Here is a 22,146-nt window from a genome sequence, read left to right on the forward strand (position 1 = left end):
GATAAATTTAGCTTTCATGTTGTTCGGAAAAGGGTGTAAAATGTTTTAAATTCCTGCTAATAAGAAAATTAACGGAGGTTTTCATTTTGACAAAGCGTAAATTTGGTTTAGGACTATCATTTGTATTAGCTGCCGGTACTATTCTTGGAGCTTGTGGCGCAAAAGACGAAGAAACAAAAACTTCAACAGGTTCAGAAGGTACAGACACTGGAACTACAGAAACAAAAGATTTCTCTTTAGCTATGGTAACGGATGTTGGTGGGGTAGATGATAAATCTTTCAACCAATTAGCATGGGAAGGTATCGAAGCATTCGGTAAAGAAAATGGCCTTGAAAAAGGTGACGGCGGCTATGATTACCTTCAATCTTCATCGGACGCTGATTATATCACAAACTTAAATAGCTTAGTACGTCGTGATTTCGATGTAGTTTATGGAATCGGTTTCTTAATGGAAGAACCAATTGGTAATATTGCAGATCAACAACCAGATGCACAACTTGCTATTATTGATGCTATTGTTGATAAACCCAATGTTGCTTCTGTAATGTTTAAAGAGCAAGAAGGTTCTTTCTTAGCGGGTGTAGCAGCTGCATTAATGTCTGAATCCAAAAAAATTGGTTTCGTTGGAGGAATGGAAATTCCAGTTATCGAACGTTTCGAAGCAGGATTTGTTGAAGGTGTAAAAGCTGTAGATCCAAGTATTAAAGTAGATGTACAATACACTGGTAAATTCGATGATGCAGCACTTGGTAAAACAACTGCTAACCGTATGTATTCTTCAGGCATTGATATTATTTTCCACGCAGCTGGTGGTACTGGTAACGGTGTATTCGCAGAAGCTAAAGAACGTAAAACAAAAGATTCAAATGCAAATGTATGGGTAATCGGAGTTGACTCTGACCAATACGAAGAAGGTGCTGTTGGTGATACGAACATTACACTTACTTCTATGCAAAAACGTGTAGACGTTGCAGTACAAACAATTGCAAAAGAAGCAATGGATGGAAACTTCCCAGGTGGGAAAACAGTAACTTATGGTTTAGCAGAAAAAGGGGTACAGCTTGCTGACTCTCGTGGAGCTATTCCACAAGATATTCTAGACCAAATCGAAGAATACTCTAAAAAAATCGTTGATGGTGAAATTACTGTTCCTGAAACAGTAGAATAATAGGTTTATTTAATATCATAAAGGCTGATACTTATTCGGCCTTTATGATATTTTAATTAATAGAAGAAAGATTTTAAAAAGTTAAAGTTTTTCCTGTATTAATTTGGTACTAGTATAGTAGGGATTCAAGATGAAGTAAAAGAGCAACAAGAACAATTAGAGTGGGATGAATTTTATAATGAGACCATTGTCCCAAAGATGCTTTGAAGTTAGCCATTAGTGAGCTACTAAAATCATACATCAAATCGAATTAGGTGAATTAGTAGGACCTTAAGAAGGAAATATGCCACGTCAAGTACTTGTTAAGAAAATCGCCGTCGATACTGATTTTATATGACGAAACGATTACAAATAGATAAAGTTTCTGTAAAGTTAATAGTTAAAAAATTTATAAAAGTATTTATTTCGCCAATTAAAAGTGTTATAGTATGACTGATTAGTAGGAATGTTTTACATCAGAGGTCTGATCTCTAAAAATGGTGGTGTTTTTATATGACAATAAAAGTAGATCATCGTCATTTATATCTTCAAGTGATTGATCGTATAAAAGAAGACATTGAAAATGGCATATTCAAGGAAAAGGAAAAACTTCCTTCTGAGTTTGAATTAGCAAAATCACTAGGTGTCAGTCGTGCAACTTTAAGAGAAGCTCTACGTCTTTTGGAAGAAGAAAATGTAATCGTCAGACGACATGGAGTCGGGACGTTTGTTAACTCAAAACCCGTATTTACATCGGGTATTGAACAGCTTTCGAGTATTTCTTCTATGATTCGAAGTGCCGGTATGGAACCAGGTACAATCTATCTGAGTTCGATGCAATCGCTTCCAACTGAAGAAGATATGAATCGCTTTGAATGTAAGGACGAGCAATGGATTATTTCTATGGAACGAGTCCGTACTGCAAATGGCGAACCAGTAGTGTATTGTGTGGATAGAGTTCCAAAAAAATACTTACCGGGGGACTTTCTCCTGAGAGAAGAAGGATCTATTTTTTCAGCGCTAGAGGAATCTGGGGAAATTCGCGTATCCCATGCGGTCGCATACATTGATCCTGTTGGATACCATGAAGTTGCTTCTCCTACACTAAATTGTGCACCGGAGACGTCTTTGCTNCGAGCAGATAAATTTAGCTTTCATGTTGTTCGGAAAAGGTTGTAAAATGTTTCAATTCCTGCTAATAAGAAAATAAATGGAGGTTTTCATTTTGACAAAACGTAAATTTGGTTTAGGTCTTTCACTTGTACTAGCTGCTGGTACGATTCTTGGCGCTTGTGGTACTAAAGACGATGAAAAAGCATCAACTGGTTCAGAAGGTGCAGACAAAGGTACAGAATCAACAGATTTCTCTATTGCAATGATCACAGACGTTGGTGGAGTAGACGATAAATCTTTTAACCAATCAGCTTGGGAAGGTTTTCAAGCATGGGGGAAAGAACATGGTCTTGAAAAAGGCGATGGTGGTTTTGACTATCTTCAATCAGCAGGAGATGCTGATTACGTAACAAACTTAAATAACTTAGTACGTCGTGATTTCGACATCGTTTATGGTATTGGTTTCTTATTAGAAGAACCGATTGCAACAATTGCAGACCAAAAACCGGATAACAAATTCGTAATTCTTGATGGTGTTGCGGATCGACCAAACGTTGTTTCAGTATTGTTTAAAGAACAAGAAGTAGCATACCTTGCTGGTGTTGCAGCTGCACTTATGTCAGAAACTAAACAAGTTGGTTTCGTTGGAGGAATGGAAATTCCAGTTATCGAGCGTTTCGAAGCAGGATTCGTTGAAGGTGTTAAAGCAGTAGATCCAAGTATTAAAGTAGATGTTCAATATACTGGTAAATTTGATGATGCTGCACTTGGTAAAACAACTGCTAACCGTATGTATTCTTCAGGTGTAGATATTATTGCACACGCTGCTGGTGGTACTGGTAACGGTGTATTTGCGGAAGCAAAAGAACGTAAAACAAAAGATCCGAATGCAAATGTATGGGTAATCGGAGTTGACTCTGACCAATACGAAGAAGGTGCTGTTGGCGATTCTAACGTAACACTTACTTCTATGTTGAAAAAAGTTGGAACTGCGGTACAAGACGTTGCAAATGATGCAATGGCTGGAAACTTCCCAGGTGGAACTACTTTAACTTATGGACTAGCTGAAAATGGTGTTGAACTTGCTGATTCTCGTGGAGCTATCCCGCAAGAAATTTTAGACCAAATTAAAGAGTATTCAGATAAAGTTGCTTCTGGTGAAATTACTGTTCCTGAGACAGTTGAATAATTAGTTTACGAACATCATAAAGATCGATGTGAATCGGTCTTTATGATATTTTAATTAATAGATGAAAGATTTTAAAAATTTAAAGTCTTTCCTGTATTAATTTTGTACTAGTATAGTAGGGAGTGAATTCATTGGAATATGTAATAGAGATGCTAGGCATTCGAAAAGAGTTTGGATCATTTGTTGCGAATGATAATATTACTCTCCAATTAAAAAAAGGAGAGATTCATGCTCTTTTAGGAGAAAATGGAGCTGGAAAATCCACTCTCATGAATGTGCTATTTGGTCTATATCAACCGGAAGCCGGCGAGATAAAAGTAAAAGGGAAGACTGTGAAAATAACGGATCCGAACGTAGCAAATGATCTTGGTATTGGTATGGTGCATCAGCATTTTATGCTTGTAGAAAATTTCACTGTAACAGAAAATATTATTTTAGGGAACGAACTAACGAAAAGCGGTGTTATCGACATTAAAGATGCTGCGAAAAAAATCCAATCCCTATCAGAGATGTATGGATTGGCAGTAGATCCTTACGCTAAAATTGAAGATATATCTGTTGGTATGCAACAGCGTGTTGAAATTTTAAAAACACTATATCGAGGAGCAGAAATATTAATATTCGATGAACCGACCGCATCTCTTACTCCTCAAGAAATTATTGAGCTCATTCAAATTATGAAGCGACTCATTCAAGAAGGTAAATCGATTATTATTATCACGCACAAACTAAAAGAGATTATGGATGTTTCAGACAGAGTAACTGTTATACGTAAAGGAGAAGGAATTGGAACCGTTATCACGGCTGAAACCAATCCAAATGAACTTGCATCTCTAATGGTTGGTAGACAAGTAGATTTTACGACAGTCAAAGTGGATGCCAATCCTACCGATGACGCTTTAGTTATAAAAAATCTAGTTGTTACCGATTATCGCGGAGTGGAAAGAGTAAAAGATTTGAGTTTAACCGTACGTAAAGGTGAGATTTTAGGTATTGCTGGAATTGATGGAAATGGCCAATCCGAGTTAATCGAAGCAATTACCGGATTAAGAAAGTCAAAAAGCGGCTCCATCTCGATCAATGGAAAAGATATAACAAACAAAAAACCTCGTAAAGTGACGGAATCAGGCATTGGACATATACCACAGGACCGTCATAAACATGGATTAGTATTAGATTTTCCTATTGGACATAATATTGCTTTACAAACTTATTATGAAAATCCAATTTCTAAAAATGGAATCATGAACTATGGAAAAGTTTCAGAACTAGCACAAAAAATCATTAGAGAATATGATGTGCGAACACAAGGAGAATATACTCCAGCGCGTGCTTTGTCGGGTGGTAACCAGCAAAAAGCGATTATTGGTCGTGAAATCGAACGTAACCCAGAGTTATTAATCGCAGCACTTCCAACTAGGGGATTAGATGTTGGTGCAATTGAGTTTATCCATCAACGATTAATCGAGCAACGAGACAAAGGAAAAGCGGTGCTATTACTATCGTTTGAACTAGATGAAGTAATGAATGTATCCGATCGTATCGCGGTTATTCATGATGGACATATAGTCGATACCGTGTTGCCAAAAGAAACAACTGAACAAGAATTAGGTCTGTTAATGGCAGGTCAAAGCACAAAAGAAACAGTGACAAAACAGGGGGATACTAAGCATGCCGAATAGAGTAGTTAATATACTTGTCCCTGTTATTTCCGTTATATTAGGTTTACTTGTAGGAGCAGTAGTAATGGTAGTAAGTGGATACGATCCAGTTGCAGGTTATTCTGCACTTTGGAATGGTATTTTTGGAGACTCCTATACAATAGGAGAAACTATCCGCCAAATAACTCCTTATTTATTATCAGGGTTAGCGGTTGCGTTTGCTTTCCGTACAGGGCTATTTAATATCGGTGTAGAAGGGCAATTGTTAGTTGGTTGGTTTGCAGCTGCATATGTTGGAATTGCATTCGATCTACCAATGTATATCCATTTACCATTAGCGATTATCGCTGCTGCTGTAGCAGGTGGACTGTGGGCATTTATACCTGGTCTTTTAAAAGCCAAATTACAAGTGCATGAAGTTATTGTAACGATTATGATGAACTATATTGCGCTTCATACAACAAATGTACTTACACGTATGGTTGCAGATGGTAAAGAAACGACAGGTACTATTAAAGAAACGGCTTCTTTGAAATCTGTATTTTTTGAGAGTTTAACAGACTATTCAAGATTACACTATGGTATTTTCATTGCACTAGCGATGGTATTTGTTATGTGGTTTATATTAGAAAAAACGACAACTGGTTTTGAATTGAAAGCAGTTGGATTCAATAAGAATGCATCTGAGTATGCTGGGATGAATGTAAATAAAAATATTATCCTTTCAATGGTTATTTCCGGAGCATTTGCAGGGTTAGCTGGTGCGATGGAAGCGCTAGGTACATTCCAATATGCGAGTGTAAAAGGTGGATTTACAGGAATCGGATTTGACGGAATTGCAGTAGCTCTTTTAGGTGCTAATACGCCGCTCGGGGTAGTCTTCGGGGCAACCTTATTCGGTGCGTTGAAATTTGGCTCATTAAATATGCCGAATGCTGCCGGTATACCGGTAGAAATCGTTTCGATTGTTATCGCGCTTATTATTTTCTTTGTAGCATGTGGTTACATTATTCGCTATTTCCTTGTAAAGACGAACAAGAAAAAGGAGGCGAAATAACATGAGCTTTTTAGAGGTTCTATATTTCATCATTCCATCGGCTATATTTTATGCCGCTCCGCTAGTCTTTACAGCGATCGGTGGGGTTTTCTCCGAACGTTCCGGTGTTGTTAATATCGGACTAGAAGGTTTAATGGTAATGGGGGCATTTGTCGGCATTATTTTCAACCTTACATTTGTCGATACATTTGGTTCGATGACTCCTTGGGTTTCCATCATTGCAGCCATGATTGTCTCTGGTATATTCGCGATTATGCATGCGGTAGCAACTATTTCCTTCCGTGCAGATCAAACGATATCCGGGGTAGCGATCAATATGCTAGGTGTCGCGATTGCATTGTTCTCGGTTAAAATGATTTATGGTAAAGGACAAACAGATTATATTCAAGAACGTTTCGTCCGATTCGATATTCCTTTTTTAAGTGATATTCCGGTTTTAGGACCTATGTTTTTTAAAGATGTGTATTCAACATCGATTTTAGCTTTCATCGTAGCAATCGGTGCGTGGTTTGTTATCTATAAAACGCCGTTTGGTTTACGTCTTCGCGCAGTAGGGGAGCACCCGATGGCTGCGGATACGATGGGTGTTAATGTTACGAAAATGCGTTATATTGCGGTTATTTTATCCGGTATGCTTGCTGGAGTTGGTGGAGCAGTTTATGCACAAGCTATTTCTGGGGAATTTAGTCATACGACGATTAATGGACAAGGGTTCATGGCACTTGCTGCGATGATCTTCGGGAAATGGCATCCACTAGGAGCGCTTGGAGCAGCATTATTCTTCGGTTTTGCGCAGGCATTAAGTATTATTGGTGGGCAAATTCCATATATCGATCAAATACCGAGCTATTACTTGCATATCTTACCATATGTATTGACGATTTTAGCGGTTGCAGGATTTATCGGAAAAGCACATGCACCAAAAGCTAGTGGTGTACCATATATTAAAGGGAAACGTTAAAACGAGTGGGACCAATTAAATTTGGTCCCTTTTTGTTTGTACAGTTATAAGGACTACATGTATAGTAAAATGGTATAAGAGATAAACTAGAAAGAAAAAGGGGGATTACAACATGTTTCAACAATTCGAACTTGCCCAAGGCGTAAAGCTTTATGTAAGACCGACCGAACAATTTAAAACGATTAATATTTCGTTCAAATGGAAACAACAACTAACTGAGGAACAGGCAGCAATCCGTGCTGTTTTAGCGAATGTATTGCAGTATAGCAATGCGGAGTATGAAACAAATGCAGATTTTCGAAAACGTTTAGATGATCTATATGGTGCTGTATTATATTTTGATACAGGGAAAAAAGGAGCCCATCATATTTTTTCACTGAATGCGGAAACTGTAAATGATGCTTATTTATCCAACGAAAAAGTAGTAGATGAAGTCTTCAACTTATTACATACCGTCTTATTTAAACCACGGTTGGTAGATGGAAAATTTGTAGATTCAATTGTCACCCGAGAAAAAGATCAGGTTGTCGAACGTATACAATCGATGTATGACGACAAAACGAGATATGCGCAGCAACGTTTGCTAGAAAATATTCGCCCGAATCACCCTGCTTCTATTTCTGCAAACGGGACAGTTAAAGCGGTAAAAGCTGTAACGAACGAACAACTGGTAGCGATGCACCAAACCATTCTAACAGAAGATAATTTGTCCATTTATATTGTTGGAGATGTAAATGTGGAAGAAATCAAAGAAAAAATAGCTAGCCATTTTCCATTTACAGCGAGGTCGAAAGAACTGTCAAATGACGTCCAAGCAGCAAATGCATCCACCGAAAATGGATTTTTACATGAAATACAAGATATGAAACAAGGAAAATTGCATACAGCCTATCGTACACCAATTACTTTCTTTTCGGAGGAGTTTCCAGTTATGCAGATGACAAACGGCATCTTAGGAGGCTTTTCACATTCCAAAATATTCATGAACGTACGAGAAAAAGAAAGCATGGCCTATTATGCATCTAGTAGTTATGCATCCCTATATGGGTTAATATTTGTCCTAGCAGGTATCGATGCTAATTTGCAGGAAAAAGCGGTAAAGTTAATAGATGAACAACTAAAAACGATGCAAGAAGGAAATATTACAGACTTAGAAATAAATCAAACAAAATCGATGCTATCAAACCAATTGAAAGAAGCAATGGATTCTGCTCGCGCACAAATAGAAATTTATGATCAATATAAAGAGTTAAATGAGTCATTTACAGTAGAAGACTGGGTTGCTAAATGGTCCACTGTAACAAAAGAACAAATCAGTCAAATGGCTCAAAAAATAGAAAAGGAATTCGTCTATTTCCTATCTGGTAAGGAAGGTGAAGGCAATGAATGAAACTTATTTTGAACAATTAGAAGAAACGCTATACCATGAGCAATTGCCGAATGGCTTAGACGTATATATTTTGCCGAAAAAAGGATTTTCCAAAACTTTCGTAACTTTTTCAACGAAGTATGGATCAATTGATCGTGAATTTATTCCGCTTGGTAAAACGGAACCTGTAATCGTTCCTGATGGGATAGCCCACTTTTTAGAGCATAAAATGTTCGAAAAGGAAGAAGGAGACGTTTTTCAACAGTTCAGTGAAAAAGGGGCTTCTGCCAATGCATTTACTTCTTTTACAAAAACGACTTACTTATTCTCTTCTACTGACCATGTATTAGATAATACGAAAACTTTACTTGATTTTGTGCAGCAGCCTTATTTCACAGAAGAAACGGTGGAAAAAGAAAAGGGGATCATTGGGCAAGAAATCACCATGTATGATGACCAGCCCGACTGGCGCTTATACTTTGGAGCTATTGAAAATATGTATAAAGACCATCCCGTGAAAATTGATATTGCTGGAACGATAGAATCTATTGATAAAATTACGGCAGATCATTTATATGAATGCTACCACACGTTTTATCACCCATCTAATATGACAGTATTTGTTGTGGGTGCAGTAAATCCACAGGAAATGATGGATTTTATCAAACAAGATCAAGCGGCAAAAACCTTTGAAGCGCCACAGGAAATTCAACGATTTTTCCCGACTGAACAAACGAATGTTGCTTTTTCCGAGCGCAGCTTGCAAATGGATGTCCAAAAACCAAAAGTAATCTATGGTATTAAAGCAACAAATACCGATATTTCCGGTGAAGAAATGCTGAACTTTGAGTTAGCCATGCAAGTAGCCGTTGAACTCTTATTTGGAAGAACATCTACATTTTATCAAGACGTTTATGAAAAGGGCTTAATCGATGAATCGTATTCAGCAGACTTTTCAATGGAAAAAGGATATGGATTTACGATGATCGGCTCGGATACCGTAAATGCGGAACAACTTGTCGAGAAGATTAAACAATCGATTCAATCATTTGCAAAAGAAGGACAGTTTACGGAAGAGGATTTAAAGCGAGTTACACGTAAAAAAATTGGCTTTTTCTTACGTGCATTAAATTCAATCGAATATATTGCAAACCAATTTACAAGATACTCTTTTAACGATATGAATTTATTTGATGTTGTACCAGCCCTTGAAAATTTAAAGCTGGAACAAGTGATGCAGGCACTGGAATCTTTAAAGGATGAACAGACCCATACAGTATTTACGGTCGTTCCATTCGAAAAAAACGGTAATGAGTAAAAAGTTCGCATTAGTGTTAGGGGCTTCTGGAGAAATTGGGGATACCATTTGTCGTAACTTGGCTGAAGCCGGGTGGTCCCTATATCTACACTATTCAAGCAATAAAGCACGTATAAGCGTGCTTATGGATGATTTAGAGCGTTTATACCCAACACAAGAATTTATGCTTATACAAGCGGATATGAGGAAAACGAGTTCTATTGAAAAACTAGCAAATTCAATCTTTTCCCTTCATTCCATTGTTTTCGCTCATGGACATAGCTTATATAAAGGGTTGGAAGAAACTACGCTAGAAGATATACGTCAATTATTTCTAGTGCATGTGGAACATCCGATGTTTCTATTAGGGAAATTGACACCGAAGCTTCGAAAGCATTTGCATAGCTCCGTTATTTTCGTTGGATCTATTTGGGGGGAAACCGGGGCTTCCTATGAAGCGGCATACTCTGCTGCGAAAGGGGCCCAGCATGCTTTTGTAAAAGCTTATGCAAAAGAAGTGGCGCACTCTAAGATTACGGTAAATGCGGTAGCGCCAGGTTTTATCGATACGAAGATGAATATGCATGTGGAAAACGAAGCTAGGACGTTATTATTAGAAGAAATACCTGCAGGCGTTTTCGGTACAACACAAAACGTTGCAGATGCGGTCGTTTTTTTAGCTAGCGAAAAAGCAAACTATATTACGGGTCAAATTATCCGCATTAACGGCGGCTGGTATATTTAAGAAGTATTTTTAGAGAAAAGAGAGAGATTCGTGCTCTTTTCTTTTTTCTTTTATTCGCCTCGGAATTCATATATGATAGAACTTATAATAGGTAAATAACGTCATCTAACGAGAGAGGACAGATACGTATGGCAAGTGAGTGGTTTTTTGAATACGAGATTCAAATAAATCGTCCAGGACTTTTAGGGGATATTGCTTCATTACTTGGGATGCTTCGTGTAAATATTGTTACGATTAATGGCGTAGATGAAGGCCGTCGTGGTATGCTTATTAAAGCAGAAAAAAAGGAAAACATTGAACGCTTTGAACATATTGCATCAACAATGGAAACGATTCAATTAACGAAATTTAGGGAACCGAAGTTAAGAGATCGGCTGGCAGTGCGTCATGGTCGCTATATTCAACGAGATGCAGATGACAAAAAAACATTCCGATTTGTCCGCAATGAGTTAGGGATATTAGTGGACTTTATGGCTGAAATTTTTAAACAAGAAGGCCATAAGCTGATTGGCATTAGAGGAATGCCACGTGTCGGTAAAACAGAATCGGTTGTCGCTGCAAGCGTTTGTGCAAATAAAAAGTGGATTTTTCTTTCTTCTACGATGATTAAACAAACCATCAGAAGCCAACTTATAGGGGACGAATTTAGCGATCGCAATATTTTCATCCTCGATGGCATTGTGACAAGAAATTCAAATGATGAAAAACATCAAATGTTAGTAAGAGAAATGATGCGAATGCCTACGATTAAAGTAGTAGAGCATCCAGATATGTTCATTCAACACTCCGAGTATTCTATTGATGATTTTGATTATATTATTGAGCTTCGTCACAATCCCGAAGAAGAGATTTCGTATGAAATGATGGAGAAAAACCACAGCATGTCGGACAAAGGAATGAGTGGTTTCGGCGGATTTGGTGGATTTAATTTTTAACGGGCAGGTGTTTTAGTTGACGGAACTTGGCGCTCGCTTAAAAGAAGCGAGATTAGCAAAAGGGTATAGTATTGATGATTTACAAGAAATAACAAAGATTCAAAAAAGGTATTTGACTGGTATAGAAGAAGGAAATTATGCCACAATGCCTGGCGCATTTTATGTGCGTGCATTTATAAAGCAATATGCAGAGGCAGTTGGTTTGAACGGTGACGAGCTTTTGGAATCTTATAAAACCGATATTCCATCTCCTACAAATGACGACGTTTCTAAAAGTATTCCTGCGACGCCTTCTAGAAGAAGTTTAGGCGGTCGTACGTCGAATAAATTTATGGAAGCTTTTCCAATGATTGTTGTGGCACTATTTATCATCGCAATTATTGTAATTGTTTGGATTTTATATCAAAATAAACCCGAAGATTCCAAAGATGTGGTGGAACCAAATGATAATGTGTTGATTGAACAAAAACCTCAATCAGAGCAAAATACAAAAGATCCAGTAGTGGAAGAACAAGAACCAGAAGAGCCTGAAGAGCCGGTAGAAGAAGAAGTAGAAGAACCAGTTGTCGACGAGCAACTGACTTTTGTGGAAACACAAGGGGAAACGTCTACGTATAATTTAACTGGTGGAGAAAACTATGTATTGAAAGTAGTAGCAACGAACAAAACATGGTTGAACATAAGGGATCAAGACAATAAAATCTTGGTCGATCAAGCAGTTAGCGCTGGTGAAACATTCGAATTAGACGTGACTAACTTATCAAAAGTTCGAGTACGCCTCGGTTCGACCCCTGGAAATACCGTGTCTATCAATGACCAAGTAGTTGAATTTCCAACAGATATGGTTACGCAAAACTTAGTGATACAGTTTCAAAAATAGTCATCTTATAGATGGCTATTTCTGTTTGAAAGTGAAAGGAGTTACATATAAATGAATATACCAAATCAAATAACGATGTTCCGAATTTTTTTAATACCAGTATTTATGTTGTTTATGCTTGTCCCTTTTAACTGGGGAGATGTTAGCTTTCTCGGTGCGACGATTCCGACGGGACATTTAATCGGAGCGATTATTTTTATTGTTGCATCCATTACGGATTTTATTGATGGTTACTATGCAAGAAAATATAATTTAGTAACGAATATGGGGAAATTTTTGGATCCGCTGGCAGATAAATTGCTAGTGTCTGCTGCACTTATTATTTTAGTGCAACTAGGTTCCGCTCCAGCTTGGGTAGTTATTTTAATCATTAGCCGTGAGTTTGCGGTAACTGGACTACGTTTGATCCTTGCAAACGAAGGAGAAGTAGTAGCTGCCAATCAGCTTGGCAAGATTAAAATGTGGACACAAATTATCGCAGTTTCTTCCTTATTATTAGGAAATGTGTTTTTTGAAATGTTCCATATTCCGTTCGATATGATTATGTTGTATGTTTGTTTATTCTTTACTGTATGGTCCGGTTTTGATTATTTTTATCTAAATCGTAAAGTGTTACTGGATTCTAAGTAGGAAGGAAGTTTTTGATGAAAGCTGAAATTATTGCGGTAGGTTCCGAATTATTATTAGGGCAAATTTCGAATACAAATGCTCGGTTCATCTCTTCTCAGCTAGCGGAGTTAGGAATTGATGTTTATTATCATAGTGTTGTAGGGGATAATCCCGACCGCTTGGTAGAATCTATTAAAATTGCGGAGAATCGAGCAGACCTGATCATTTTTACAGGTGGATTAGGACCTACTAAAGATGATTTAACGAAAGAAACGATTTCGAAGCATCTAAACAAAAATCTTGTATCAGATCAACATGCGCTCATTTATATTGAAGATTTTTTCAAGCGCATGAATCGAAATATGACAGAAAACAATAAAAAACAAGCACTTGTTTTAGAAGGCTGTACTGTTTTAGAAAATAAGCATGGAATGGCTCCTGGAATGTTTTTATCGACCGAAACGCATTCGTATATTCTTCTACCAGGACCACCGAAAGAAATGGAGCCAATGTTCCAATTCGAAGCGAAACCCATTCTTTCTAAGCTACTACATAATGAATCCATTATTAAGTCACATGTCATGCGATTTTATGGTATTGGAGAAGCAGAGCTAGAAACCGAAGTCCAGGATTTATTGTACAATCAAACGAACCCAACACTTGCACCACTTGCGTCTGACGGAGAAGTTACCTTACGACTAACCGCTAAAAGTGAAACAGAAGAAGAGGCTTGGAAACTAATCGATGTCTTGCAAACAGAGATTTATAATCGAGTAGGAAAGTTTGTGTATGGGTACAATAACGATTCCCTAGCATCTAAACTTCGAGATATTTTGGTTGAAAATAATTTAACAATCTCTGCTGCCGAAAGTATGACTGCAGGACTTTTTCAAGCAGAACTTGCCGCAGTTTCAGGTATGGGGCAGGCATTAGTTGGTGGTATGATTACGTATACAGAGGCTATAAAGATACATCAATTAGGTGTAAATGAAGAGACGATTAGTGAATACAGCGTTGTATCTAGCCAATGTGCAGAGGAAATGGCTATTCGTGTAAGAGAGAAGTTTGACACTAATATTGGGGTTGGCATAACAGGAGCAGCGGGTCCAGACGGGCACGGTGGTCAACCGGCGGGTACAGTTTGGATTGGCATCGCTTTTGACGATGCAGCACCTGTTTCATACAAGTTAAGCCTATCAGGTATGCGAAATACAAACAGATTAAGAGCTGTAAAGTTTACCATCCATTATTTAATACGTTTACTGCACGACCGAGGATTATAGGAAATTGAATTTTGAATATAGAAAACAGCCCGAAATTGTATTTTGGGCTGTTTTTAGTAACTAAAATGAAATAGTCGCAAAAATTAACGAATAAACGTTCGCTTTTTTCTTGTGTATTTCTCAAAAACCTAGTATAGTAGAGATAGAAATAAAAAACAGTGAATCTTCTAAGGAGGAAATATAGTTGGCTAATGATCGTAAAGCAGCGCTCGATATGGCGTTAAAACAAATAGAAAAGCAATTCGGTAAAGGTTCCATTATGAAATTAGGAGAAAAAACGGACCGTGAGATATCCACTTCTTCAAGTGGTTCTTTAGCACTTGATGCAGCATTAGGAATAGGTGGATATCCAAGAGGCCGTATTATCGAAATATACGGTCCAGAAAGTTCGGGTAAAACAACTGTTGCACTTCACGCGATTGCAGAAGTACAAAAAAATGGCGGTCAAGCAGCATTTATCGACGCAGAGCATGCATTAGACCCAGTTTACGCTCAAAAACTAGGTGTAAATATTGATGAATTACTTTTATCACAACCAGATACTGGAGAGCAGGCGCTTGAAATTGCAGAAGCATTAGTTCGAAGCGGTGCCGTAGAAATTTTAGTAATTGACTCAGTAGCTGCCCTTGTTCCAAAAGCAGAGATTGAAGGGGAAATGGGAGATTCACATGTTGGTCTTCAAGCTCGACTAATGTCTCAAGCATTGCGTAAACTTTCAGGTGTTATTAATAAATCTAACACGATTGCGATCTTCATCAACCAAATTCGTGAAAAAGTTGGAGTAATGTTCGGAAATCCTGAAGTCACTCCAGGTGGACGTGCGCTTAAATTCTATAGTTCCGTACGTTTAGAAGTAAGACGTGCAGAAGCAATTAAACAAGGTACGGATATTATGGGGAACAAAACGAAAGTAAAAGTAGTTAAAAACAAAGTAGCGCCACCATTTAGAACAGCTGAAGTAGATATTATGTACGGAGAAGGAATTTCGCAAGAAGGAGAAATTATCGATCTTGGTTCAGAAATGGACATCATCCAAAAAAGTGGTTCTTGGTATGCATACAACGAAGAACGTTTAGGGCAAGGTAGAGAAAATGCAAAACAATTCCTAAAAGAAAATCCAACCATTAAAAGCGAAATCGCTTTAAAAATCCGTGAATCACTAGGACTTGCTGCGTCATCTTATACAATTGCAGGACACGAACCTGAAGAAGAAGACGAAGAGTTTGAATTACTATTAGATGAAGAATAAAATAATCAAAGTCTCTCAACTTGTTGAGGGACTTTTTTTTGGATGCTTTGGCATCCGCTTTATAGGGATTCACACGCAATAAAAAGCTTCTGGTAGGATTTCCATCGGCTATTAGTAGCACTGGACGATACTCAATCATTCGCTGACAATAAATTCCATTAAATGGTGTGACGCGAAAAATCTAATCTAGCAGATTCCTTTGTTTAACAGGTAGGATTATAGCAACCATTAAAAAGTAGTTATAGAGCAGGAATCTTATAGAATGTACCCTAATCATTGATATCTCACACCAAGTGCACTTGATATACGAAAAACTGGTTGCTTTCACCAGCTATTTGGTTGCTCTCATCCAATTTATGTAATTGATTATATAATATCCATATAATTTCGGAATTTAGTTCGGCGGCTTATCGACAAAGCAGTTCGTCGCTCGCCCGCTCAAAGCAAAGCACCGCTTTATTAAATCCTAGCGAACTATCCCTTCAAACTACCAAGACGTATAATCCTTATTTAATAAGGTGAAATTTCAGTATTTTTTTAAAAGCACTAACGATTTTTACTAAAAAACCTAGTAGAAACCAATAATATTCCTATCGTTTCCTTGACAGAGTATTTCTACATCTATACAATTAAAATTGTATAATTTCTTTATAAAATAATGAAAAGGCAATACATATATGTACTTTCATATATGAGCCGACTGAAACTTAAAAAGAATAGCAATAGGGGGTGTTCGAATGCCATATGAAATTATCATCTCCGCTTTGCTTGGTCTTTTCGTCGGTGCCGTTGTTGGTTATATTTATCTGAAAAACGTGAACGATTCAAAAGTGACTGGTGCAAAACAATCTTCTGCACTCATCTTAGATGAAGCAAAGCGAGAAGCAGAAGCATTAAAGAAAGAAGCATTACTAGAAGCCAAAGATGAAACTCACCAATTACGAACTGAAGCAGAATCTGACATCCGTGAACGCCGTATGGAACTGCAAAAACAGGAAAATCGGTTATTACAAAGAGAAGAGAACCTTGATCGTAAGGATGATGCTCTAAACAAGAGAGAAGTAGGTCTTGAGCGTAAAGAAGATGCTCTAACCGAAAGACAACAGCATATCGAACGGAAAGAAAGTAAAGTGGACGAGCTTGTTGATAAACAACAAAGTGAACTTGAACGAATTTCTACATTAACGCGTGAAGAAGCAAGAACTGTTATTCTTCAAGAAGTAGAAAATGAGCTGGCTACGGATATCGCTGTCATGACAAAAGAATCGGAGACAAGAGCAAAAGAAGAAGCGGACAAGAAGTCTCGTGAAATTCTTTCCCTTGCGTTACAACGATTTGCGGCGGACCATGTAGCAGAAACAACCGTTTCCGTTGTTAATCTACCGAATGACGAAATGAAAGGTCGTATCATTGGCCGTGAAGGTCGTAACATTCGTACGCTCGAAACTTTAACTGGAATCGATTTAATCATTGATGATACACCAGAAGCTGTTATACTATCAGGATTTGATCCGATACGAAGAGAAACTGCTCGTCTAGCACTAGAAAAATTAGTGCAAGATGGACGAATTCATCCAGCGCGTATTGAGGAAATGGTAGAAAAATCGAGAAGAGAAGTAGATGAACAGATTCGAGAAATCGGAGAACAAACTACCTTTGATGTAGGCGTTCATAATTTACATCCTGACTTGATCAAAATTCTTGGTCGTTTACGTTACCGTACAAGCTACGGTCAAAACGTATTAAAGCATTCAACAGAAGTAGCGGTTCTAGCTGGTCTACTTGCTGCAGAGCTTGGAGAAGATGTAACACTTGCAAGACGTGCAGGATTACTTCACGACATTGGGAAAGCAATTGACCATGAAGTAGAAGGAAGTCATGTAGAAATTGGGGTCGAGCTTGCAACGAAATACAAAGAACATCCAGTTGTGATCAATAGTATTGCATCTCACCATGGTGACACAGAAGCCACTTCTGTTATTGCCGTATTAGTTGCAGCTGCAGATGCATTATCAGCAGCACGACCTGGTGCAAGAAGTGAAACATTAGAAAACTACATTCGTCGTTTAGAGAAACTGGAAGAAATTTCAGAATCCTATGATGGCGTGGAAAAATCTTTTGCGATTCAAGCAGGAAGAGAGATTCGTATTATGGTTCGTCCAGATCAAATTGATGATATTACTGCTCATCGTTTGGCAAGAGATATTCGTAAACGAATCGAAGAAGAGCTAGATTATCCTGGTCATATTAAAGTAACGGTTATTCGAGAAACAAGAGCTGTAGAATACGCAAAATAGAAGGAAGGCTTCTACAAAAGAAGCCTTTTTTTCGTTAAGGAGGTGGGTAAATAATGAAGATTTTATTTATAGGCGATATCGTTGGTTCGATTGGTAGAGATACACTAGAAAGTTATTTACCAAGATTAAAAAGAAAATATGCTCCAGATGTTGTTATTGCAAATGGAGAAAATGCTGCGGCTGGTCGTGGTATTACGAAGAAAATTTTTCAAGACTTGCTATATATGGGTGTAGACGTCGTAACGATGGGTAACCATACTTGGGATCAAAAAGAAATTATGGACTTTATTGATGATACGGATTACTTAATTCGTCCTGCCAATTTTTCAGAAGAAGCACCAGGCAAAGGTATGACGTCCGTGACGAAAAATGGGCAAACTATTTCGGTGATTAATATGCATGGTAGAACATTCTTGCCACCTCATGATGACCCATTTAAAAAAGCGACAGAGCTAGTAGAAGAAGCGAAGAAATTATCTCCAATTGTTTTCGTTGATTTTCATGCGGAAGCAACAAGTGAAAAAATTGCTTTTGGGTGGCATCTAGATGGAAAAGCATCTGTTGTTGTCGGAACGCATACGCATGTGCAAACAGCCGACTCTCGCATCCTACCAGGTGGTACAGCGTATATAACTGACGTTGGGATGACAGGCCCTTATGATGAAGTTTTAGGGATGAAAAAAGAGGATGTTTTATATCGTTTTCAAACGAATTTACCTACTCGTTTTGAAGTTCCGAAAAGTGGTCGCTCCGTATTAAGTGGTTTTTTCGTAGAAGTAGATAATGCTACAGGGAAAGCTGTACACCAAGAACGAGTTTATATTAATGATGACTATCCATTTCAAGGCTAATAGAGTCTAAATAAGAACTCCGAAGCATAAGGTAGGTTATGGACGAAAGCAAGTTCATAATCTAGCTATAAAAGGAGAAATGATAGTGGATTCTTTAAAAGTATCTTCTCGTTCTAACCCCAATTCAGTTGCTGGAGCACTTGTTGCAGTAATTAGAGAACAAGGGTATGCAGAGATGCAAGCAGTAGGAGCAGGCGCACTAAATCAGGCAATTAAGGCAATTGCCATCGCAAGAGGATTTGTTGCACCTAGTGGTACAGACTTAACTTGTTCACCTGCTTTCACAGATATCATCATATCGGGTGAAGATCGAACTGCTTTGAAGTTATTAGTAGAGAAAAAGGTAAAATAACCGTGAAGTCGCTACTGTAAAACGTAGCGACTTCACTTTATTTTTTAGAATATATTGTGACGGTTTGATTCCGTCAAAGGTCTGATTTTGAGGAAAAACATTGTGAATACATAGTGAATCGTATTACTTCATGGTAAACTTATGAAGGTAAAAAAACATTCAATATAGAAAAAAGCATTCAACGAGACAGTAAGGAGATGTTTATATGTTGCAACAGCTTTCTTGGAAAGTAGGAGGGCAGCAAGGAGAGGGTATTGAAAGTACTGGGGAAATTTTCTCTATGGCGATGAACCGCCTTGGATACTACTTGTACGGATACCGTCATTTCTCTTCTCGAATTAAAGGTGGCCACACAAATAACAAAATCTGTGTACGTCCTACACAAGTACGTACAATTCCAGATGATTTAGATATTTTAGTAGCATTTGATCAAGAAACAATAGACGTGAACTACAAAGAACTAACAGAAAAAAGCATTATTTTAGCAGATGCTAAATTCTCACCGGTAGCACCAGAAGATTGCTTAGCACCAATGTATATTGTTCCATTTACAGAGGTCGCTGCAGAATTAGGTACATCTCTTATGAAAAACATGGTAGCAATAGGAGCTACATCTGCCTTATTAAATCTAGATAAAGCAGTATTCCAAGAAGTTGTAGATGAGATTTTTGGTAAAAAAGGACAAGAAGTTGTTGAGAAAAATATGCAGGCTATCCAACAAGGCTTCGATACAATGGCTGAACAGCTAGGAGACCGTTTAGGTGAATGGGAACTTGTTCCTGCAGATGGCAAACATCGACTGTTTATGATTGGAAATGATGCAATTGCACTTGGAGCCTTGGCTGCAGGTGTTCGATTTATGGCAGCCTATCCGATTACGCCAGCTTCTGAAATTATGGAATATATGATTAAAAAGCTGCCTTTATTTGGTGGAGCAGTTATCCAAACAGAAGATGAAATCGCAGCAGCTACAATGGCGATTGGATCTAACTACGGTGGTGTACGTGCATTTACAGCCTCGGCGGGTCCTGGTTTATCTTTAATGATGGAAGCAATTGGTCTTTCTGGTATGACAGAGCAGCCATTAGTTATTGTCGATACGCAGCGTGGGGGACCATCTACTGGACTTCCAACTAAACAAGAGCAATCAGACCTTATGCAAATGATCTATGGTACACATGGGGAGATTCCGAAAGTCGTTATCGCACCAAGTACCGGGGAAGAAGCGTTCTTCGATACAATTCAAGCTTTTAATATAGCAGAAGAATTACAGCTTCCTGTTATTATCTTATCAGATTTACAGCTTTCACTAGGTAAACAAACAGTTGATCCGTTTGATTATTCAAAGATCGAAATTCGCCGTGGTAACCTAATAAATACAGAAGAAATTCCAGAAGCAGAAGATAAATCATACTTCAAACGTTATGAAGTAACAGAAGATGGTGTTTCTCCGCGAGTACTACCGGGTACAAAACATGCTATTCACCACGTTACAGGTGTTGAGCATGATGAAACTGGTAAGCCTTCAGAAGCAGCATCTAACCGAAAAGCGCAAATGGATAAACGTATGAAAAAGCTACAACATGTAAACTTTAGTGATCCAGTTTATGTAAGTGCACCTTATGAAGAAGCTGACATTCTATTCGTAGGTTTCAATTCTACTAGAGGTGTATTAGAAGAATTACAGCAAACACTGATTGCACAAGGAATGAAAGTCAATCATGCTCATATTCGTCTGATCCACCCATTCCCAGCAAAAGAAGTGCAACCACTAGTAGCAAATGCGAAAAAAGTAGTGGTAGTAGAAAATAACGCAACAGGCCAATTGGCAAACATATTAAAAATGAATGTTGGCGGTCATGATAAAGTGATCAATGTGTTGAAATATGATGGAACGCCATTCTTACCATTACAGCTTGAAAAACAAGTAAAGGAGTTGCTTAAATAATGGTAACATTTAAAGACTTTCGTAATAATGTAAAACCAAACTGGTGCCCAGGATGTGGCGACTTCTCTGTTCAAGCAGCTATTCAACGTGCGGCAGCCAATGTTGGCATTCAGCCCCACGACTTAGCGGTAATTTCAGGAATCGGCTGTTCAGGACGTATTTCCGGTTATATCCATTCTTATGGTTTCCACGGTATTCACGGCCGTGCACTTCCGATTGCACAAGGCTTGAAAATGGCAAATAAAGATCTGCACGTAATCGCTTCTGGCGGAGACGGTGACGGGTTTGCAATCGGTATCGGCCATACAATTCATTCGATCCGTCGTAATATCGACTTAACATATGTTGTCATGGATAACCAAATTTATGGCTTAACAAAAGGGCAAACTTCTCCACGTTCTGCAGAAGGATTTAAAACGAAATCAACGCCAGGTGGAGCAATCGAGCCTTCCCTTAAACCACTAGAACTAGCACTAACATCAGGAGCTACTTTTGTAGCACAAGGTTTTTCTTCTGATATCAAAGAGTTAACTGCCATTATTGAGGCTGGTATTAACCATAAAGGTTTTTCTTTCATCAATGTGTTCAGTCCTTGTGTAACATACAATAAAGTAAACACCTATGACTGGTTCAAAGAAAACTTAACAAAGCTTTCCGATGTAGAAGGATACGACCATACAAATCGTGAAGAAGCAATGCGTGTTGTCATGGAAAATGAAGGACTAGTAACAGGAATCATTTATCAAAATGAAGATGCACCTTCCTATCAAGAGCAAGTTCCTGGCTACGCACCAACACCACTTGTAGACCAGAACTTGAAGATGAGTGAAACAGAATTTAATACACTATTACAAGATTTTATGTGATGATAAAAAAGCTACCTTTCAGGGGTGGCTTTTTTAGTGCTTGGAGTATAGGAAGGGTGATTTACAGATTGGCAAGATCCCCCTCCATAATTGGGAACTGCAAGATAGAAGGCTGGAATCACAAGATAGGACCCCTAAATCGCAAGATACAGTTTCAGAATCACAAAATAGAGTCTGCAAATCGCAAGATCTACCCATCATAATTGGGAACCGCAAGATAGGTGTGTGGAATCACAAGATAGAGCCCCTAAATCGCAAGGTACAGTCATAGAATCGCAAAATAGAGTCCGCAAATCGCAAGATCCATCTCCATAAATTAGGAATCGCAAGATAGGT

19 protein-coding genes are annotated in these 22,146 nt (G+C 38.1%); all 19 read left to right on the top strand.

The annotated features are described in order from the left end of the window. Positions 1–86 precede the first annotated feature (86 nt). The 19 genes from FG382_RS21120 to FG382_RS21210 all read left to right on the top strand — a co-directional run bounded on the left by FG382_RS21120 (position 87) and on the right by FG382_RS21210 (position 21,810). Positions 87–1,169 (top strand): BMP family lipoprotein, encoded by a 1,083-nt coding sequence (locus FG382_RS21120; protein ID WP_142540837.1) that lies wholly within the window; start codon positions 87–89, stop codon positions 1,167–1,169. A 492-nt stretch (positions 1,170–1,661) separates the two neighbouring features. Further along, positions 1,662–2,327 (top strand): GntR family transcriptional regulator, encoded by a 666-nt coding sequence (locus tag FG382_RS21125; RefSeq protein WP_142540838.1) that lies wholly within the window; start codon positions 1,662–1,664, stop codon positions 2,325–2,327. Positions 2,328–2,373: 46 nt separating this feature from the next. Next, a complete protein-coding gene (locus tag FG382_RS21130) occupies positions 2,374–3,450 on the top strand; it encodes a BMP family lipoprotein (RefSeq protein WP_142540839.1) in 1,077 nt (358 codons plus the stop codon). 131 nt (positions 3,451–3,581) lie between these two features. After that, a complete protein-coding gene (locus FG382_RS21135) occupies positions 3,582–5,132 on the top strand; it encodes an ABC transporter ATP-binding protein (RefSeq protein ID WP_142540840.1) in 1,551 nt (516 codons plus the stop codon). Beyond that, on the top strand, positions 5,122–6,168 hold the full coding sequence (locus tag FG382_RS21140) for an ABC transporter permease (protein WP_142540841.1): 1,047 nt from the start codon (positions 5,122–5,124) through the stop codon (positions 6,166–6,168). The genes FG382_RS21135 and FG382_RS21140 overlap by 11 nt, the downstream gene beginning before the upstream one ends. Position 6,169: 1 nt before the next feature. Beyond that, positions 6,170–7,129: an ABC transporter permease gene (locus FG382_RS21145; RefSeq protein ID WP_142540842.1), complete on the top strand. Its 960-nt coding sequence runs from the start codon at positions 6,170–6,172 to the stop codon at positions 7,127–7,129. A gap of 112 nt (positions 7,130–7,241) precedes the next feature. Continuing rightward, positions 7,242–8,519, top strand: coding sequence for an EF-P 5-aminopentanol modification-associated protein YfmF (gene yfmF / locus FG382_RS21150; protein WP_142540843.1), 1,278 nt, complete (start codon positions 7,242–7,244; stop codon positions 8,517–8,519). Then, positions 8,512–9,816: an EF-P 5-aminopentanol modification-associated protein YfmH gene (gene yfmH, locus FG382_RS21155; protein WP_142540844.1), complete on the top strand. Its 1,305-nt coding sequence runs from the start codon at positions 8,512–8,514 to the stop codon at positions 9,814–9,816. Before yfmF ends, yfmH begins: the two co-directional genes overlap by 8 nt. Then, positions 9,809–10,540: an elongation factor P 5-aminopentanone reductase gene (ymfI, locus tag FG382_RS21160; protein ID WP_142540845.1), complete on the top strand. Its 732-nt coding sequence runs from the start codon at positions 9,809–9,811 to the stop codon at positions 10,538–10,540. Before yfmH ends, ymfI begins: the two co-directional genes overlap by 8 nt. A 128-nt stretch (positions 10,541–10,668) precedes the next feature. After that, positions 10,669–11,475: a DUF3388 domain-containing protein gene (locus FG382_RS21165; RefSeq protein ID WP_142540846.1), complete on the top strand. Its 807-nt coding sequence runs from the start codon at positions 10,669–10,671 to the stop codon at positions 11,473–11,475. Positions 11,476–11,491: 16 nt separating this feature from the next. After that, the gene (locus FG382_RS21170; RefSeq protein ID WP_142540847.1) at positions 11,492–12,355 is read left to right on the top strand and encodes a helix-turn-helix domain-containing protein; all 864 of its coding nucleotides are present in this window, start codon (positions 11,492–11,494) and stop codon (positions 12,353–12,355) included. 51 nt (positions 12,356–12,406) lie between these two features. After that, a complete protein-coding gene (pgsA, locus tag FG382_RS21175) occupies positions 12,407–12,985 on the top strand; it encodes a CDP-diacylglycerol--glycerol-3-phosphate 3-phosphatidyltransferase (protein ID WP_142540848.1) in 579 nt (192 codons plus the stop codon). A gap of 14 nt (positions 12,986–12,999) precedes the next feature. Continuing rightward, positions 13,000–14,247 carry a competence/damage-inducible protein A gene (locus tag FG382_RS21180; RefSeq protein WP_142540849.1) on the top strand — a complete coding sequence of 416 codons (1,248 nt, stop codon included), beginning with the start codon at positions 13,000–13,002 and terminating at the stop codon, positions 14,245–14,247. 184 nt (positions 14,248–14,431) lie between these two features. Next, positions 14,432–15,496, top strand: a complete 1,065-nt coding sequence (gene recA / locus FG382_RS21185) for a recombinase RecA (RefSeq protein ID WP_142540850.1) — start codon at positions 14,432–14,434, stop codon at positions 15,494–15,496. Between the two features lie 737 nt (positions 15,497–16,233). Next, entirely contained in the window at positions 16,234–17,793 is a 1,560-nt protein-coding gene (gene rny / locus FG382_RS21190) for a ribonuclease Y (RefSeq protein WP_142540851.1), read from the top strand. Between the two features lie 53 nt (positions 17,794–17,846). Then, a complete protein-coding gene (locus tag FG382_RS21195; RefSeq protein ID WP_142540852.1) occupies positions 17,847–18,644 on the top strand; it encodes a TIGR00282 family metallophosphoesterase in 798 nt (265 codons plus the stop codon). A gap of 85 nt (positions 18,645–18,729) precedes the next feature. Beyond that, positions 18,730–18,996, top strand: a complete 267-nt coding sequence (locus tag FG382_RS21200) for a stage V sporulation protein S (protein ID WP_093060206.1) — start codon at positions 18,730–18,732, stop codon at positions 18,994–18,996. A 205-nt stretch (positions 18,997–19,201) separates the two neighbouring features. Then, positions 19,202–20,944: a 2-oxoacid:acceptor oxidoreductase subunit alpha gene (locus FG382_RS21205; protein ID WP_142540853.1), complete on the top strand. Its 1,743-nt coding sequence runs from the start codon at positions 19,202–19,204 to the stop codon at positions 20,942–20,944. Then, complete coding sequence (locus FG382_RS21210; RefSeq protein ID WP_142540854.1) at positions 20,944–21,810, top strand: 2-oxoacid:ferredoxin oxidoreductase subunit beta; 867 nt, start codon at positions 20,944–20,946, stop codon at positions 21,808–21,810. Before FG382_RS21205 ends, FG382_RS21210 begins: the two co-directional genes overlap by 1 nt. Positions 21,811–22,146 lie beyond the last annotated feature (336 nt).

This window comes from Psychrobacillus lasiicapitis (assembly GCF_006861795.1).
In the GTDB taxonomy this organism is placed as follows: Bacteria; Bacillota; Bacilli; order Bacillales_A; family Planococcaceae; genus Psychrobacillus; species Psychrobacillus lasiicapitis.

Excerpts from the sequence above, each read along its gene's own strand:
- rny (WP_142540851.1), top strand. The coding sequence starts at position 16,234 with ATGCCATATGAAATTATCATCTCCGCTTTGCTTGGTCTTTTCGTCGGT.
- FG382_RS21205 (WP_142540853.1), top strand. The coding sequence starts at position 19,202 with ATGTTGCAACAGCTTTCTTGGAAAGTAGGAGGGCAGCAAGGAGAGGGT.
- yfmH (WP_142540844.1), top strand. The coding sequence starts at position 8,512 with ATGAATGAAACTTATTTTGAACAATTAGAAGAAACGCTATACCATGAG.
- FG382_RS21140 (WP_142540841.1), top strand. The coding sequence starts at position 5,122 with ATGCCGAATAGAGTAGTTAATATACTTGTCCCTGTTATTTCCGTTATA.
- FG382_RS21195 (WP_142540852.1), top strand. The coding sequence starts at position 17,847 with ATGAAGATTTTATTTATAGGCGATATCGTTGGTTCGATTGGTAGAGAT.
- pgsA (WP_142540848.1), top strand. The coding sequence starts at position 12,407 with ATGAATATACCAAATCAAATAACGATGTTCCGAATTTTTTTAATACCA.
- FG382_RS21165 (WP_142540846.1), top strand. The coding sequence starts at position 10,669 with ATGGCAAGTGAGTGGTTTTTTGAATACGAGATTCAAATAAATCGTCCA.
- ymfI (WP_142540845.1), top strand. The coding sequence starts at position 9,809 with ATGAGTAAAAAGTTCGCATTAGTGTTAGGGGCTTCTGGAGAAATTGGG.
- FG382_RS21180 (WP_142540849.1), top strand. The coding sequence starts at position 13,000 with ATGAAAGCTGAAATTATTGCGGTAGGTTCCGAATTATTATTAGGGCAA.
- yfmF (WP_142540843.1), top strand. The coding sequence starts at position 7,242 with ATGTTTCAACAATTCGAACTTGCCCAAGGCGTAAAGCTTTATGTAAGA.
- FG382_RS21145 (WP_142540842.1), top strand. The coding sequence starts at position 6,170 with ATGAGCTTTTTAGAGGTTCTATATTTCATCATTCCATCGGCTATATTT.
- FG382_RS21210 (WP_142540854.1), top strand. The coding sequence starts at position 20,944 with ATGGTAACATTTAAAGACTTTCGTAATAATGTAAAACCAAACTGGTGC.